Origin of the sequence: Neisseria lisongii, assembly GCF_028463985.1 — a bacterium.
Lineage (GTDB): Bacteria > Pseudomonadota > Gammaproteobacteria > Burkholderiales > Neisseriaceae > Neisseria > Neisseria lisongii.
Map to the genome: position 1 here is coordinate 845824 of NZ_CP116766.1, position 17266 is coordinate 863089.

Here is a 17266-nt window from a genome sequence, read left to right on the forward strand (position 1 = left end):
CCGACTGTTAAAACAATCTTTCGCTACCACAGGCGGCAACCGGTGGGTCTCCGCCTGTTTTCGGGTTAGATATTGTCGATACTTTGCCCTGTCAAGGCCCGCTGGATATTGCGGTTCATGCGTTTGGCGGCAAAGTTGTCGGTGCTTTGGCTTAAGGCGGCAACGGCGGCTCGGATGGTGTCGGCATCGCCCTGCTGAACTTGTTGTTGCAAGGCGGCGATATCGTGCTGAATCGCTGCGGCTTCGGCTTCGGTCAGCAAATCGCTGTCCAGCGCCAAGGCGGATTCGATGGCGGCAATCAGGCTTTCGGCTTCGACCGCGGCCTCCGCCCTCGCCCGTGCCGCCATATCGGCGGCGGCATGGCTCATGCTGTCTTTGAGCATTTGGGTGATGGTGTCGTCGTCCAAGCCGTAAGACGGTTTGACTTCAATCTGAGTCTGCACGCCGGTGCTTTGTTCTTGGGCGCTGACCGAGAGCAGGCCGTCGGCATCGACTTGGAAGGTTACTCTGATTCTCGCTGCGCCCGCCACCATCGGTGGAATGCCGCGCAAGGTGAATTTTGCCAAGCTGCGGCAATCGGACACCAATTCCCGTTCGCCCTGCAAAACATGAATCGTCATCGCCGTCTGGCCGTCTTTAAAGGTGGTGAAATCCTGCGCACGGGCGGTTGGCAATGTGCTGTTGCGGGGAATGATTTTTTCAACCAAGCCGCCGTAGGTTTCCAAACCGAGCGACAGCGGCGTAACGTCCAGCAGCAGCCATTCGCCGTCGGCTTTGTTGCCCGCCAGCACATTGGCCTGAACCGCTGCGCCGAGTGCCACGACTTCATCGGGGTTAAGATTGTTCAGCGGTGTTTGTCCGAAAAAGGCGGCAACGGTCTGCTGCACATGCAGCATTCGGGTTGATCCGCCAACCATAATCACGCCCTGAATATCGGCTTTGCCGACACCCGCATCTTTCAGCGCCTGCTTCACCGGCTCGATGGTTTTTTGTACCAAATGCTGGGTCAGATTATGAAATTCGCTGCGGCTAATCAAGGTATCAATCGTGAGGCCGTCTGAAAGTTCGGCCTGAATATGCGCCTGCGTTTCAAGCGTCAGCGTTTCTTTGGCGGAACGTGCCAGAGCCAGCAAAAGCTGGCTGTCTTGCTCGTTTAATTTGGATAAGCCGTTTTGTTCCAACAGATGGCAAAACAGGCGGTGGTCGAAATCGTCGCCGCCTAAGGCGCTGTTGCCGCCGGTAGCTTTGACTTCAAACAAACCTTTGGTCAGTTGCAAGACGGATACATCGAATGTGCCGCCGCCCAAGTCGTACACCACAAACGTGCCTTCCGAAGCATTATCCAAGCCGTAGGCAATCGCCGCAGCGGTCGGCTCATTGAGCAGGCGCAATACTTTCAGCCCCGCCAGTTTCGCCGCATCTTTGGTGGCTTGGCGTTGGGCATCGTCAAAATATGCCGGAACGGTAATCACCGCACCGACCAAATCGCCGCCCAATGTGGCTTCGGCACGGGATTTTAAGGTTTTCAAAATTTCCGCCGAAACTTCAATCGGCGTTTTATTGCCTTGACGGGTGTTGAGTTCAATCACCCGTTCGTTTTGACCGAAACGGTAAGGCAAATAATGCGCTTCCTGCTTTAAATCGTGTAAAGTCCGCCCGATCAGGCGTTTGGCGGAACTAATGGTGTTGAGCGGATCGGTTTTCTGCGCCTTTAATGCTTGAGCGCCGACCTCAATGCCGCCGTTTTCGGTATAGCGGACAACCGAGGGCAAGGTTTTTCTACCCGCTTCATCGGCCAGACAAACGGCGCTGCCGCTGCGGACAGTCGCCACCAAGCTGTTGGTCGTACCCAAATCAATGCCGACCGCCAAGCGGTGTTGGTGCGGAGCGGCGGACATGCCGGGTTCTGAAATCTGCAAAAGTGCCATAATGGTGTGTGCCTTGGATTATTCGATTTTCAGACGGCATTTTAACAGATTTCGCAGCGATAGTTGAGTGGTTTGCTCAGGAATTTCGCAAAATCGCCTGCCGTTTTTATCCATACAAAAAACCGGCATATCGCTGAAGATATGCCGGTTTTGGCTAAGAGAACGCTTGATTTTGGTAGCGGTTTGTATTTAGTCCTCTTGCGCCCCTGTTTGCAGATAGTTCTGCAAACCGAGTTTTTCCACCAGTTCCTGTTGGGTTTCCAGCCAATCGATGTGTTCTTCGTTGGTGTCTTTCTGTTTTTCCAACAGGTCGCGGCTGACGTAGTCCTGCTGCTGTTCGCAAACGGCAATGGCGGCTTGCAGGGCTGCGTGTTTTTCCTGTTCTTTGGCCAAATCGCAGGCGATGATTTCTTCGGTGCTTTCGCCGATTAAGAGTTTGCCCAGCTCTTGCAGATTAGGCAAACCTTCGAGCAGCAGAATGCGTTCGATTAAGTCGTCGGCGGCTTTCATTTCAACGATAGACTGTTTGAAGAAGTGTTCGCCCAATTCTTCCAAGCCCCAGTTTTTCAGAATGCGGGCGTGTAAGAAATATTGGTTGATGGTTACCAGCAGCAAGCCTAAATTTTTGTTCAGCTCGCGGATTACCAAACGGTCGCCTTTCATATTGTTGCTCCTTTTGCGGATTACAGTTGGCTTTGGTAGTAGTTGCCTTCACCAATCAAGTCGATCAGGCGCAGCTGTTGTTCCAGCCAGTGGGCGTGATCTTCTTCGGTGTCTTTCAACTGGGCAACCATCAAATCACGGGAAACGTAGTCTTGGGCTTCTTCACACAGTTTGATGCCTTTTTTCAGGGCATCACGCACTTCGTATTCGGTGTTCAAATCCGCTTGCAGGCAAGATTTTACGTCTGTACCGATATTCAATGCAGCCGGTTGCATTTTCGGCGTGCCGCCCAGCATCAGAATACGGCGGATAAAGTCTTCTGCATGTTGGGTTTCTTCTTCCATTTCGTGATTCAGACGGTCAAACAGTTTGGTATAGCCCCACTCTGAATACAGGCGTGAATGGATGAAATATTGATCGCGCGCCGCCAGTTCGCCCGCCAGCAATTCGTTCATATAGTCGATAACTTTTTGATTACCTTGCATGATTTTTTCCTTTTCAAAATGCAGCCGCTTCAGGCTGCTGTGTTGTTTCGAGATGGTGCTATTGTATTCAATTTTTGTTAAACAGACAAATTTTCTACTTAAAATACAAACAATTATCAAATATATCTATCGCTAAAATAGCAGTTTGGAAAAATCAATCTGTTGTTTTATTTCATATTTTACTGTAAGCAATATTGATAATCCCTAGCAACGGCTAAAAAATTTTACATTCCTTAACCATAAGTAAAATAAAATACCAACGCAATCCCAATCAATTTTAATTATCAATAACAGGCCGTATGAAAATGGGGGTTATCGCCGAAACAATCACACGCCATACCAAACGATAGGCAGGAAACGGTGTAGAAAATGCAGCGGGAAATGCGTTTTCCCGTTTTCCCAAAATATATGAAAAATATGTTTTCACGATAAACCCTGCAAATCATGTTACAATGTCGAGTTATTTTTACTGACCCATCTTTCCCTACTTCTTTAAAGACAAGATTCAACACCATGAAACAAATTCGCAATATTGCCATCATCGCCCACGTGGACCACGGCAAAACCACATTAGTCGATCAACTGCTGCGCCAATCCGGCACATTCCGTGAAAACCAGCAGGTTGACGAGCGTGTGATGGACAGCAACGATCTGGAAAAAGAACGCGGCATCACCATTCTTGCCAAAAATACCGCCATTGATTACGAAGGCTACCACATCAACATCGTCGATACCCCCGGACACGCCGACTTCGGCGGCGAGGTAGAACGTGTATTGGGCATGGTCGATTGCGTGGTGTTGCTGGTAGATGCCCAAGAAGGCCCGATGCCGCAAACCCGTTTCGTAACCAAAAAAGCGCTGGCTTTGGGGTTAAAACCGATTGTGGTGATCAACAAAATCGACAAACCGTCCGCCCGCCCGAGCTGGGTTATCGACCAAACCTTCGAACTGTTTGACAATCTGGGTGCAACCGACGAACAACTGGATTTCCCGATTGTGTACGCCTCCGGCCTGAGCGGTTTTGCCCGTTTGGAAGAAAACGGCAGCGAAACCGATATGCGTGTGCTGTTTGAAACCATTTTGAAACACACCCCCGCCCCGAGCGGCAACGCCGACGAAACCCTGCAGTTGCAGATTTCCCAACTCGACTACGACAACTACACCGGCCGTCTCGGTATCGGCCGCATTCTTAACGGCCGTATCAAACCAGGTCAAGTGGTTGCCGTGATGAACCACGAACAGCAAGTCGCCCAAGGCCGCATCAACCAATTATTGGGCTTCAAAGGCTTGGAACGTGTTCCATTGGAAGAAGCCGAAGCCGGCGACATCGTCATTATTTCCGGCATTGAAGACATCGGCATCGGCGTAACCCTGTCCGACAAAGACAATCCCAAAGGCTTACCAATGTTGAGCGTGGACGAGCCGACGCTGACCATGGACTTTATGGTAAACACCAGCCCGCTCGCCGGCACAGAAGGCAAATTCGTAACTTCCCGCCAAATCCGCGACCGTCTGCAAAAAGAATTGCTGACCAACGTCGCCCTGCGTGTCGAAGACACCGCCGATGCCGACGTATTCCGAGTATCCGGCCGGGGCGAACTGCACCTGACCATCCTGCTGGAAAACATGCGCCGTGAAGGCTACGAATTAGCAGTCGGCAAACCCCGTGTCGTATTCCGTGAAATCGACGGCCAAAAATGCGAGCCGTATGAAAACCTCACCGTGGACGTACCCGACGACAACCAAGGCGCAGTCATGGAAGAACTCGGCCGCCGCCGTGGCGAACTCACCAATATGGAGAGCGACGGCAACGGCCGCACCCGCCTCGAATACCATATTCCGGCACGGGGTCTGATCGGTTTCCAAGGCGAATTTATGACCCTGACCCGAGGCACCGGCCTGATGAGCCACGTCTTTGACGACTACGCACCGGTAAAACCCGACATGCCCGGCCGCCACAACGGCGTATTGGTATCCCAAGAACAAGGCGAAGCCGTTGCCTACGCCCTGTGGAACTTGGAAGACCGAGGCCGCATGTTCGTATCGCCGAACGACAAAATCTACGAAGGCATGATTATCGGCATCCACAGTCGTGATAACGACTTGGTGGTAAACCCGCTCAAAGGCAAAAAACTCACCAATATCCGTGCCAGCGGCACCGACGAAGCCGTACGCCTGACCACGCCGATCAAACTGACGCTGGAAGGTGCGGTTGAGTTTATCGACGACGACGAACTGGTAGAAATCACACCGCAGTCCATCCGCCTGCGCAAACGCTACCTGAGCGAACTCGAACGCCGCCGCCACTTTAAAAAATTAGACTGATTGCCGGTATCCGCAATCTAAACAATGAAGCCGTCTGAAAATCATGATTTTCAGACGGCTTTGTTTTTTCTAATCAAACAATGATTAAAGGATTAAAAACGGTAGTTTACGCCCAAAGTAAATTCACGGCCGCGCTCGTAGAACGGTGTGCGCTCAAAGCCGTTAGGGAAACGTTGACTGTGGCTGCGGTATTTTTTATCAAAGATATTGTTTACCGCAAAATTCACGTTGAAATTGTCTTTGCCGTTCGGCTGCCAGTTGGCATACACATCATGCACGCCGTAACCTGCTTTGTGAGTCGGCACATCAATCTTATCCCCATTCTTAGGTTGGCGTACTTTGTCGAGGAACTTAACTTTCTCAACATAGCGGCCGCGCCAGCCGATTTCCAGTTTCGGATGGTCAAATTGGTAAGACAAGCCGGTCAGCCATTGGCGACCCATATTGCGGAATGTAAACGAGCTTTCGTGAATATCCGATTGCAGTTTGTCCAATCCATAATATACATCACCGCTGATGCTCGGTTTCACATAAGACACGCCAAACCGTGCAGTCAGGCCGCCGTAGCGGTATTTGGTGTCAAATTCGTAACCCCAAGTTTTCAGCTTGCCGCCGTTGTAGATGCGGCCCTGTTTCTCTTCGCTGAGACCCCATTTATAAACAATCAAATCTTTGATGTTTTGATGGAACACGCTGCCGCTGACGCTTAAATTATCGTCATTCCAACGCAAGCCCAATTCGGCACGGCGGGCGGTTTCGGCTTTCAGTTTCGGATCGACTTTGTTGTAGAAGCCCGAAATATTATTCGCCAACAAGGCTTCGTTCAAACGAGGCGAACGGCTGGCTTGGTTTAAGGTAGCCAACAGGCTCAGGTTTTGGTTAATGTCCCAAATCAAGCCCAAGCTCGGATTGACTTGACCGTCTTTGGCTGTTTCGCCGCTGGCTGCATGGAAATTGAAATGATCGTAACGCAGGCCGGTGGTCAGCGTTACCGGATCAAAGCGCCAAATACCTTCTACATAAACACCGGTATCGGTTTTTTTCTCAGGAAAGGCTTTGTTGAAAAAGCCCGGTGGTAATTCTTTAGCATTGCTTTTATCAGACGGTTGGGTCGTTTCCCGACGGAAATTGGCACCATATTTCACGCTGTGGCTGCCAATGTCACTGGTGAAATCAAGATTGACACCTCGGGCGGTTGCTGTTGTCAGCTCCAGCGGATATTTTTTACGGTCTTCAGTTGAGTACTTTTCGCCACCTTTAGGCGGTTTGTAGTCGTGGGTTTTGATTTGGAACACATTGGCATCCAATTTGCTGACAAAGCCCAAATTGCGGCCGTGGTATTCCAAGTTGGCGGTGTTTTCAAGCTGTCCGGTGTTTTCATAAAAGCGGTCGCCCTCAACCAAAAACTCTGCTTTGTTGCTGCGGTCGCCTTTTTGACGTTCCTGACGCAAACTCAGGCGCACGCCGTGGTCTTGATTGAAATCGTAGCCGATTTTTGCCAGATAGCTGCTCTGTGCCAATTCGCTACCCTTATTCAGACGGCCTTCACCGTCTTTATAGTCCTTATTATTCAGGAAATTAGCGGCAACCAAAGCATCAAAACCATTCATATAAGCATAAGCCGCCACGCCGCCGTTGGTTCCTTTGTTGCTGCTCACACCACCGGATACCCGCACGCCGTAAGGTTTACCGTCCACCAGCAAATCTTTCGCATCAACCGTGGTCGCTTTAATCGTACCGCCGACTGCACCGATACCGGCTGAAGCCGAACCGGTACCTTTTTCTACGTTAATGCTTTTGAGCAGCGCCGGATCAAGCATAAAACGGCTTTGGTGGTGGAAGATTTTGGTGCTTTGGCTGGTACCGTCCACGTCCAGATTAATCCCGTCCTCACCCACTGCACGAATGCTGTAAAACTGCGAAACACCCGTACCGCCGCCGACACCCATACCGATTTGGTCTTTCATCACCTCTTTCAAATCGTTGGCGTTTTCACGATCCATCTGGCTACGGGTAACACGGGTCGGCACCGCTGTTGATGAAGCCTTGACCACCACTTCGTCAAGATTGACAGTTTGTCCTTCTGCATGGGCAAAACCCGCAGACAGCGCCAACGTCAGCATACTCAGGCGGAAGCCTAATGAATTAGAGAATGTCATATTTTATTTCCCTCTTAAATTCAGTTGATTTATGTAGGAAGTTTGTTTTTCTGTGAAATAAAATGTAAACAAACTGTAAGGAAGTTGCATTATAAACAAATATAAGAATTGTTATCAATATTGTTTGATAGGAGAAATCATTTTTGAAATTGCTTGTTTCGTTTTTACAACAATGGGGGAACGAGAAAAATATTTTGGTTTGGGAAAAACAACAAGCCGTCTGAAAACCGCAAAAAAGCCGCAGGCTGTCTGTCTGCGGCTTGGGTTTGGCGATGCTTTTAAAACTTCATTTCAAAGCCTAAGATAAAGTTCCGGCCCGGTGCGGCGTAGCGTTTGTAGTTTGAGCCTGCGGGCGCTTGCGCTGCGGTATTGACCGAGGTTTGGCGCAGGGTTTCCCATGTGAGGTAGCGGTAGTTCATCAAATTGTACACGCCGAAACGCAGGGTGGCCTGTTTCCACGGGCGGTAATAGCCGACAACGTCAAAGGTGTACCACGGGAGGGGGCGGGCTTGGGTGAGGCTGCGGCTGGATTCGTATCGGCCCGAGGTGCGCTGGGTGCTGATTTTATTAAGCAATTCCGAAGGGTCTTTGGCTTTGGAATAAGTCCCGTTGACGGTTACGCCCCATTTGTCGGACGGCGAATCGTAGTTCAGGCCGACAACGTAGCGTGAGGGCTGAATGGTTTCCAGCGGATAATCGGATACATAGCTGAACTGTTCTTCATGATTAATAAAGAGTTTTTTGGCTTTAATCCGGTTATACGCCACATTCAGGCTCAAACCTTCGGGCATTTTCTGCCACATGCCGTTCAAATCGAGATGGGCATTCAGGTTAATCCCTTTTAAATCGGCATTTTGCAGGTTGAAATTGCCGGTACAGCCGATAAAGGTGGTATCTTGGGGATCGAAACCGCATAATTTGGCCGTTTCGGGTTTGTTGCTGCTGTTTGCGTAGGCAATCAAATCACGGTAGCGGCTGTTGAAAATGCCGGCTTCCAGATAGCCGAAATCGCCTTTCAGATTCAGACCGATTTCCTGATTCAGCGATTTTTCGGGTTTGAGATCGGCTATGTATTTGTATTTGCTGCCCCGCTCCTGCCCCGGCACGCTGAAACCGTATAAATCTTGGAAGCTCGGTACACGGAAGCCGTTGCCGATGCGGTAGGAAAGCGACCAATGTCGGTTGGGTTTGACGACAATACCGGTGTTCCACGATACATTGTTGTAGGTTTTGCTGCGGATGGCGACATCTGCGGTTTTAAAGGCGTAGCGGTCGTAGCGTAGGCCGACACCCCAATCGAGATATTTGCCGAACGACATATTGTTGCGCAGGGCAATATAGCGGTTGCTGCCGGAAATCGGTTCTCGGCGGCAAGTATCGACATTGTTGTCTTGGCAATATTCGCCGCTCACCACCAAGGGATCGAGTTTGCGGTAAATATCGACTAAATAAGGTTTACCGTTGATTTCGGTTTTCTCTTTGCCGGTATGTTCAAACCGCTGGTAAACATCAGTGTTGAAAATGGTTTTGTTAAACGAGGAATCAAAATCGTCATAACCGGCGGTAACTTGCAGATTATGCTTACTCCAATCGAAGCGAAGCTGCTTCTGCCATTTTGCCTGTACGACATTATGCGTTTCCCGATAACGCACGTTTTCTTTACTCAGGGACGAGCCGGGTTTGTCTGCACCGGCCTCGCAATCGGCTAAAGTAGCGTAATTCGGATAGGCGGAACATTGGGCGTAAACCGTGCCGGTATCCAAGCGGATATTTTGTCGGTCAAACGCCAGCTCAAACTGATCCGCCCATGAATCTTTTTCTTTGTTTTCGTAGCGGTACACAATGCCGTTGCGGTTTTTACGGTGTTTCTCTTCCAAAAAGCGGGCTTTTGCCCATTGCAGTCCGGCAAAACCTTCCGCTGGCGTGTTGTACCAAACGCCTTTATTGTTGTTGGCATTTTTATCGAAACCGTCCACTGAAGCCAGCGGTTTACCCAGTTTGTATAAATCGGTATTCGGCCGGTAATAGGCCGCATAGTGCATATCCCGACTATCGTAATGCTGGGTAGTGTTTTCATTGAGCCAGCCGAGATAATGATTCGGCGAAAAACGGTAGCCCAAGCGGGTCAGCCACGAATCGGTTTGGTATTCCATCGGATTGGGGCGGATACGGTTGCTGCCGGTGTATTGATTCGCCGACAGGGTTTCTTTCGGATGCAGCATGGCTTGGCGTTGTTTTTCTTCATCCGGCGAGAGCGGAGAATTATTTAAATCCCGATTTCCCAAATCAACCACATCAACAGTCGGTTTAACTGTATGGCGGATACAGTCGCTGCTGGTGCAATCTTCAAAACGGAATAAATTATTCCCGTATTCCGTATTGGGCTGGCTCAAATCATATTTGTTTTCATAAAACGACTGTTTGCTGACCGTCTGTGTAAAATTGCCCGCATCACGGTGAATCGAAGGCTCGTGTCCTTGGCGGCGGGTATATTGCACCAAACCTTCCCAGCCGTTTTGGCGGAAAGCGGCGGAAAGGGTTTGCGCCGCCCGCTTGTCCCGGCTGCTGTACACCGATTTGCTGTTCAAGCCCCACGGTTTGTCGCCGCTGATAATATCGCCCACATCTTTGGTCGTATAATTTACCGAACCGCCCAAGCCGCCGCTGCCGACTTCTGCGCCGTTGCTGCCTTTGCTGATTTCCACGGCGGAAATGTTTTCGATTTCCACTTCGTTAATCGAGCCGCTGCCGCCCGAGTCGGAAGTGGTGTCGGCATACGACTGGATTTGGGCAATGCCGTCCACTGCAATCAGCACACGGTTTTTGTCCACACCCCGAATCGAAAAGCCGCTGGTACCGCCCCGACCCTGCTCGACGGTGGACACGCCCGGATCGTAGCGCACCAAATCGCGTACGCCCAACACCTGCTGGCGGTTTAACTGTTCGCTGTCTTTCACGATTTTGCCCAAGCCGGTAACTTCTTTGGTTTTCTTGGTCAGTTTTTTCGGTTTCGCCACCACATTGACGGTTTGCAGCTCGTGCGTCGCCACTTCTTCGGCGCAGACCGCACCCGCAGGCGCCAGCAACAGCAAGGCCAGCAGTTTCATTTTGAAATGAGTAGGATAAGTCATATTTCTTCTCTTTTTAAATATTGGAAAACGGTCAGGCCGTCTGAAAATCGGGGTTTACGGAAAGATCGGTTTTCAGACGGCCTCGGTCTTATTTGCCGCTCTGTTTCGCACCGAATACCGCACCGACACGCACACCCGTACCTTCCGATCCGTCATGGCCGTTTTGATATTCAAGCGTGCCGCCCAGTTCCGCTGCTTTGTTACCGTAGAAACCGCCCTGCACTTTCGCACCCCGCATTTCCAACTTACCGCCGCCACCCTGCGTGTTTTTTGAGTCAAACGCATAAACGCCGTCTGCCGTGCCGCTGAAACCGTTGCCTTTAATATCGGCTTTGATGGTGGCAAAAGTTTGCGAATTTTCGTCAGTACTGGTGATGAGTGAGCCTTTCAGAGTTTTGGCGGCAAAATCAACATCAAACGATGCTGTTCCTGCGTGTTCGTTACCAATGCCCGGCGTAAATTCATAAGGCAGGTAGAAATATTTACCATTAGCCCGTTTTCCCGTCATCACCGCAAAGCCGCCCCAAGTACCCTCATAGTGCAGATTGCCGCCGGTCGGAATATCCGCCAACGGGGTACGCAAGCCTTGGATAAAATAGCCTTTGCTGATGCTTTCATCTTCGGAGTTTGATACAAAGCGGTACGAACCCAAACGCAGCGCTTCCCAATTGCCGCAGCAGACATGAATCTTGCTGCCTGCCTCGCCTTTCGCATTGCGGCTTAAAACAATATCGAGACTGCTATCTTTATTGCGCACCACTTCCGCCTGCGGATAGCTCTGTTTTAACAATTCACTCAAACTGCCGCCGCTCAAATCGAATGTTTTGCCTTCGATATTGAGTTGCAGGATATTGCCCAAATTGTTCAAATCCTTACTCAAAGTATGCTCAACAGGCGGGGCTTCGTCGTCATTTTCTTCAGCAACACCGTCTTCAGCGGCATTGTCTTCAGTAACACTGTCTTCAACACCCTCGCTATTTTCTTCAGTATCTTCAGCGTCTTCATTATCGGCAACATCATCGGAATTATCTGCATCATCGGAAAGTTCATCATCCCGCTCCGGAAAAGCAATCTGCTTGGCATCAAACAACACCGTGCTGCTTTCCGCCGCTTCGCCGTCCCGCTTGGCACCGAACACCACGAATACCGAGTTGTGATCGCTTAAAAACTTACCGGCCAGCTCTTCGGCATTCGGCCCGTAAAAACCGCCCTCAAGTCGGCTGGCGCTGTCGCCGAACAGGTTTTGATTGTCTTCCGATACTTTTTTGTTCACGCCCTTGGTCGTACCGGCGGTGGAATCTGCCCGACCGGTGAAACGGTTGCCTTTGATGTCTGCCTCAATTGCATAAACATCATCCGGCTTGCGGTCGGTTTCGTCTGCCTGATCCCGATAATCGTTTTGATACGAGAGTTTGCCGGTTAATTTTTTATTATTGAAATCAACCGTAAAATCAGAAGTTTGCTTTTTAAAAGTTGCGCTGCGGGCATTGGTATAGGCGCTGGCGACGTTGCCGTCGTTTTTCTTGTCAAACGCCAAGCCGAAGTGAGGTGGCTCATCAGGCCCATAATAGCCTTTGTTGCGTTTAACTGCTTCTTGCTTGTTTTTTTCAATTGCTTCTTTCTCGGCTTTTTCTTTGATCACATCATCCTTTGTATAAGCACGCTGAAAAACCACGTTGCTCAAAAAATCCCATGAGCCGGAATAATGCAGCGACGGCGAATTGGGCAATGAACGGCTGGGCTGAGTGCCTAAATAATAGGCAAAAACCTTACCGCCTTGGCGATTGACCAAACCGTCCGAATCTTTTTCCGGTCTAGCGTAAAGATCGGTCAGATAGCCAAAGCGGATATATTGGTATCCCTCTCTACGGTGGTTGTCGTATTCCACCTCATCTTTGTCTTTGGCATTTTCCCATTCGGCAAATTTAACCAGATGATTGTCGTCGCTCAAATCCTCTGCCAACGGAAGGGCTTCCACATTGTCCGGCGAGAAATGCTCATTGCCCGCCTCGCCGTTTTTCGCCTGATTGCGGCGCAAGCCGTTTAAACCGTAGCCAAACGCAGGCTGTTGCAGTTTATCCTGAGCTTCAGGCTGCGGCTGCCCACCCTCCGGCGGATTTTCAGACGGCTCGGACTGTTCGGGTTTCGGTTTGTGAACATCGGGCTTGATCGGCACCGGCTCGGATACGTTCAAAGTATCAAAACTGCCGCCTGCGCAGGCGGTCAGTGCCAAACTCAAACCCCAAACCAATGGCGTGGTGGGTGTTTTCATAAAAGTCTCTCCTGTTTTACTTGCCGCAATGCTTCGTTTCCATACTGCTCTGTAGAAAACAAGCATTGCGTCGATAAATCGTTTTGCTGAAAAAAATAACAAACCTTGCCCGCACGGATTTTTCCGCCAGATCAAGGTATCGACATATATTTTGAGAATAAGATGAATAATGATATTTATTCTTAAATCTAGGCGATTGTAATGTATTTAAAATGTAAATTCAAGTTGGATTGTGTTTAGGAAAATAAACAAACACCAAAGCCGTCTGAAAATCAGGTTTTCAGACGGCCTTGGTTGCCTATCGTGAATTTATTTTACTGCTGAATTGGCATATAGTGAATTCACTTAAAAATCCATACAATTTTCCGATACCCCCGTCATTCCGACGAAAGTCGGAATCCATCTGTCAGATTCAGAAACTGTCAAGAAAAAACAGTTGCCTAAGCCGCTGAAATAGATTCCGACTTTCGTCGGAATGACGGGCATGTTGGGTTGAGAATGTGCTGGAAATTTGGTTGATTCACTATAGCATATGTGCCGAAGCAGCACGGGTTCGTTGAATGCTTCATTTAGGCCGTCTGAAAATGTACTTTTCCCATTTGACGACCTACTGCAATGTGTATCTGCCTAATGTAGATGGTCGTAAATTTTTTCTGCCAAGGCGGTGCTGATGCCTTCGACTTGTGCCAAGTCTTCTTTGCTGGCGGCGCTCACGCCCCGTAATCCGCCGAAGCGGGTCAGCAGGGCTTGGCGGCGTTTGCTGCCAATGCCGGGAATGTCGTTGAGCGAAGAGGTGAGCCTTGCTTTGTCCCGTTTTTTACGGTGGCCGGTGATGGCGAAACGGTGGGACTCGTCGCGTATGGTTTGTAGCAAATGCAAGGCGGGGCTGTTGGGCGGTAGGCGGAAGGTTTCGCCGCTGAACGGTAAAATCAGCTCTTCCATGCCGGCTTTGCGTTCCGGCCCTTTGGCGATGCCGACCAGCGGAATGTGTAAACCGAGTTCTTCCCATACGCTGACGGCAACGCCGATCTGTCCTTTGCCGCCGTCGATCAAGACGACATCGGGCCATTTGACGCTTTCGCCGTTGGCGGCGGCTTCCTGCATTTTGCCGTAGCGGCGGGTCAATACTTCGCGCATGGCGGCGTAGTCGTCGCCGGCTTTGGCGGTGGTGATGTTGTAGCGGCGGTATTGGCCCGGCTGGATATTTTGTTCGTCATACACGACGCAGGAGGCGACGGTGGCTTCGCCCTGTGTGTGGCTGATGTCGAAACATTCCAAGCGGTTGAGGCTGTCGGCCTCCCGATTGAGGATTTTGGCGAGTTCGTCCAAACGGTGTTGCTGGCTGCTTTGTTGCAGTTTTTTCTGCTGCAATGCCAACACGGCGTTTTGTTCTGCCATTTTCAGCCATACTTTGCGCTCGCCTATGGTTTTGGTAACAAACTGTATCTGCCTGCCCTGCTCGCTGATTAGAGCTTCCTGCAGGCTTTGCGGAACGGCAAAATTGCTGATGATGATGTCGGGCTTGCTGCGACCCAGATAATGTTGGGCGACAAAAGCCTCGGCGTAATCCTGCCCGACGGGTTCGGGGTCGTTGCGCACGTCGGGGAAGAAACTTTTATCGCCGACATGGCGGCCGCCCCGGATGCTGACCCAATGAATACACACGAGGCCGTCTGAAACAGCCAGTGCCAGTAAGTCGATGTCGTGCGGATTATTGGGATTTTTGCTGTCGATAAACTGCTGGCTCTGCATCACGCCCAATGCCTGAATCTGATCCCGATAATGCGCCGCCTGTTCAAATGCCAAATCTGCGGCGGCCTCTTCCATTTTCCGGTGCAGAAGCTGAATCAGCTCATCGGTTTTGCCGCTGAGAAAGGTGGCGGCACGGGCCACATCGCTGCGGTAGTCTTCCTGCGAAATATGGCCGACACACGGGCCGGAACAGCGTTTAATCTGATATAAGAGGCACGCCCGCTCCCGATGTTCGAATACGCTGTCTTCGCAGGTGCGCAGTTTGAATACTTTCTGCAGGATATGAATGCTGTCGCGCACGGCATTGCCGTTGGGATACGGGCCGAAATATTGGTTGGGCTTTTTCAGCGTTCCCCGATAATAGGCCATCTGCGGAAATTCATGGCCGCTGAGCATCAAATAGGGGTAGCTTTTATCGTCCCGAAACAGGATATTGTATTTCGGCGCCAAGGCTTTGATGAAATTGTTTTCCAAAATCAAGGCCTCGGCTTCGGAACGGGTAACGGTGGTTTCGATATGGTGAATCTGCTTGACCATCAGGCGGATTCGGGGCGACAAATCGTTTTTCTGAAAATAGCTGCCCACCCGCTTTTTCAGGTTCACCGCCTTGCCGACATACAGCACATTGTTTTGTCCGTCAAACATGCGGTACACGCCCGGCAAATTGGGTAGGTTTTTTAAAAAAACGGTCAAATCGAAAGAAGTATCGCTCACGGTCGGCCTTGATTGGGAAATTGGATAGAGAAACGGTTTGCCGTATTTTAGCAAAACACCGCCGTTTTCTGCCAAATATAGTGAAGTAACCGAAAAAAATACAATTCAGCGCCCACCCCCTAAGCTCGTCCCGCCGGTGGCACAGAAAATTTGGTGTTTTAACGATATTCCATTCCGACAAAACAGCAAAAGGCCGTCTGAAAATCGGATTTTCAGACGGCCTGCGGGATTAAGGCAAAGGCTTCAGCGTTACCGGTCAATCAGACGGTAAAACGTTTCGCCCTCCCGAACATAGCCCAACTCGACACGGGCGATTTCGGCAATCGCTTCCTGCCCGTGCGTCAGATCATCGACTTCGGCTGCCAAAAACTGATTGCGCAAAATGAGCGTTTGGTTTTCACCTTCCTGCAAAGCAAGTTGTTCTTTCGTATTTTCCCGATCGCTCCAGCTGCCTTTGCCGAACCACAGGCTGTATTGGAAGCAGACCAGCGCAACGGACAAAATAACGGTTACCCATTTCATGCGGCAATCTTTCTTTATTTAGCCAGTTGGTAGAATGCGGCTTTGCCCGGATAGTAGGCGGCTTCGGCCAATTCTTCCTCGATGCGCAGCAGTTGGTTGTATTTCGCCATGCGGTCGGAACGGCTCAATGAGCCGGTTTTAATCTGCATACAGTTGGTGGCGACGGCCAAATCGGCGATGGTGCTGTCTTCGGTTTCACCGGAACGGTGGCTCATCACGCTGGTATAGCGGTGGCGTTTGGCCAAATCTACGGCTTTCAGGGTTTCGCTCAAGGTGCCGATTTGGTTTACTTTCACCAACAGTGCATTGGCTACGCCTTTTTCGATGCCTTCGGCAAGGATTTTCGGATTGGTTACAAACAAATCGTCGCCGACCAGTTGCACTTTGTCGCCCAGTTTTTCAGTCAGCAGTTTCCAGCCTGCCCAGTCGGTTTCGTCCATACCGTCTTCAATGGAAACAATCGGATATTTCGCCACCAAGTCAGCCAGATAATCGGCAAATTCTTCGCTGGTGTAGGATTTGCCTTCGGCTTCCAGATGGTATTTGCCGTCTTTGTAGAACTCGCTGGAAGCGCAGTCCAAAGCAAACAGCACGTCTTCGCCCGACACATAACCGGCGGCGCTGACGGCTTCCTGAATCAGTTGCAACGCTTCTTCATGGGTGTTCAGGTTGGGCGCAAAACCGCCCTCGTCGCCGACTGTGGTCGGGAAGCCTTTGCTGTCGCACAGTTTTTTTAAAGCATGGAATACTTCCGCACCGCAGCGCAAGGCTTCACGGAATGATTTCGCACCCACCGGCATAATCATAAATTCTTGAATATTCAGACTGTTGTTGGCATGTTCGCCGCCGTTGATCACGTTCATCATCGGCACCGGCAAGGCCATCGGGCCGGCACCACCCAAGTAGCGGTACAGCGGCAAACCGGCATCTTCCGCCGCGGCACGGGCAACCGCCATCGATACCGCCAGCGTGGCGTTCGCACCCAAACGGCCTTTGTTGTCGGTACCGTCCAATTCAATCATGATTTGGTCGATGTAAGACTGCTCATGGGCATCAATGCCGATCAGCGCACGGGCAATTTCGTTATTAACGTGTTCCACCGCCTGCAATACGCCTTTGCCCAGATAGCGGGATTTGTCGCCGTCGCGCAATTCCAAGGCTTCTTTCTGACCGGTAGAAGCGCCGCTCGGTACGGCGGCACGACCCATCACGCCGGATTCCAGCAGAACATCACACTCAACGGTAGGGTTGCCTCGGGAATCTAAAATTTCACGGGCAAAAATATCAACGATTGCGCTCATGGGGAAACTCCAAT

General features: G+C 50.6%; 10 protein-coding genes. 1 reads left to right on the forward strand and 9 read right to left on the reverse strand.

Going from position 1 to position 17266, the window contains the following annotated elements:
* Window positions 1-65: 65 nt before the first annotated feature.
* From hscA to bfr (PJU73_RS03840), 3 genes are all read right to left on the reverse strand, one after another.
* Window positions 66-1928 carry a Fe-S protein assembly chaperone HscA gene (gene hscA, locus PJU73_RS03830; RefSeq protein ID WP_237091449.1) on the reverse strand — a complete coding sequence of 621 codons (1863 nt, stop codon included), beginning with the start codon at window positions 1926-1928 and terminating at the stop codon, window positions 66-68.
* 189 nt (window positions 1929-2117) lie between these two features.
* Entirely contained in the window at window positions 2118-2591 is a 474-nt protein-coding gene (gene bfr, locus PJU73_RS03835; RefSeq protein WP_237091448.1) for a bacterioferritin, read from the reverse strand.
* A gap of 20 nt (window positions 2592-2611) precedes the next feature.
* Complete coding sequence (gene bfr, locus PJU73_RS03840; RefSeq protein ID WP_237091447.1) at window positions 2612-3076, reverse strand: bacterioferritin; 465 nt, start codon at window positions 3074-3076, stop codon at window positions 2612-2614.
* A gap of 513 nt (window positions 3077-3589) precedes the next feature.
* Here bfr (PJU73_RS03840) and typA point away from each other — a divergent pair.
* On the forward strand, window positions 3590-5401 hold the full coding sequence (gene typA, locus PJU73_RS03845; RefSeq protein WP_237091446.1) for a translational GTPase TypA: 1812 nt from the start codon (window positions 3590-3592) through the stop codon (window positions 5399-5401).
* 92 nt (window positions 5402-5493) lie between these two features.
* On the opposite strand, the gene PJU73_RS03850 is transcribed toward typA, so the two are convergent.
* The 6 genes from PJU73_RS03850 to eno form a co-directional block, all read right to left on the reverse strand.
* Entirely contained in the window at window positions 5494-7560 is a 2067-nt protein-coding gene (locus PJU73_RS03850) for a TonB-dependent receptor plug domain-containing protein (protein ID WP_237091445.1), read from the reverse strand.
* A 278-nt stretch (window positions 7561-7838) separates the two neighbouring features.
* The gene (locus tag PJU73_RS03855) at window positions 7839-10691 is read right to left on the reverse strand and encodes a lactoferrin/transferrin family TonB-dependent receptor (protein WP_237091444.1); all 2853 of its coding nucleotides are present in this window, start codon (window positions 10689-10691) and stop codon (window positions 7839-7841) included.
* 88 nt (window positions 10692-10779) lie between these two features.
* Window positions 10780-12963 (reverse strand): transferrin-binding protein-like solute binding protein, encoded by a 2184-nt coding sequence (locus PJU73_RS03860; RefSeq protein ID WP_237091443.1) that lies wholly within the window; start codon window positions 12961-12963, stop codon window positions 10780-10782.
* Between the two features lie 627 nt (window positions 12964-13590).
* The gene (uvrC, locus tag PJU73_RS03865) at window positions 13591-15429 is read right to left on the reverse strand and encodes an excinuclease ABC subunit UvrC (protein WP_237091442.1); all 1839 of its coding nucleotides are present in this window, start codon (window positions 15427-15429) and stop codon (window positions 13591-13593) included.
* 249 nt (window positions 15430-15678) lie between these two features.
* Entirely contained in the window at window positions 15679-15951 is a 273-nt protein-coding gene (gene ftsB / locus PJU73_RS03870) for a cell division protein FtsB (protein ID WP_237091441.1), read from the reverse strand.
* 14 nt (window positions 15952-15965) lie between these two features.
* Complete coding sequence (gene eno, locus PJU73_RS03875) at window positions 15966-17252, reverse strand: phosphopyruvate hydratase (RefSeq protein ID WP_237091440.1); 1287 nt, start codon at window positions 17250-17252, stop codon at window positions 15966-15968.
* Window positions 17253-17266 lie beyond the last annotated feature (14 nt).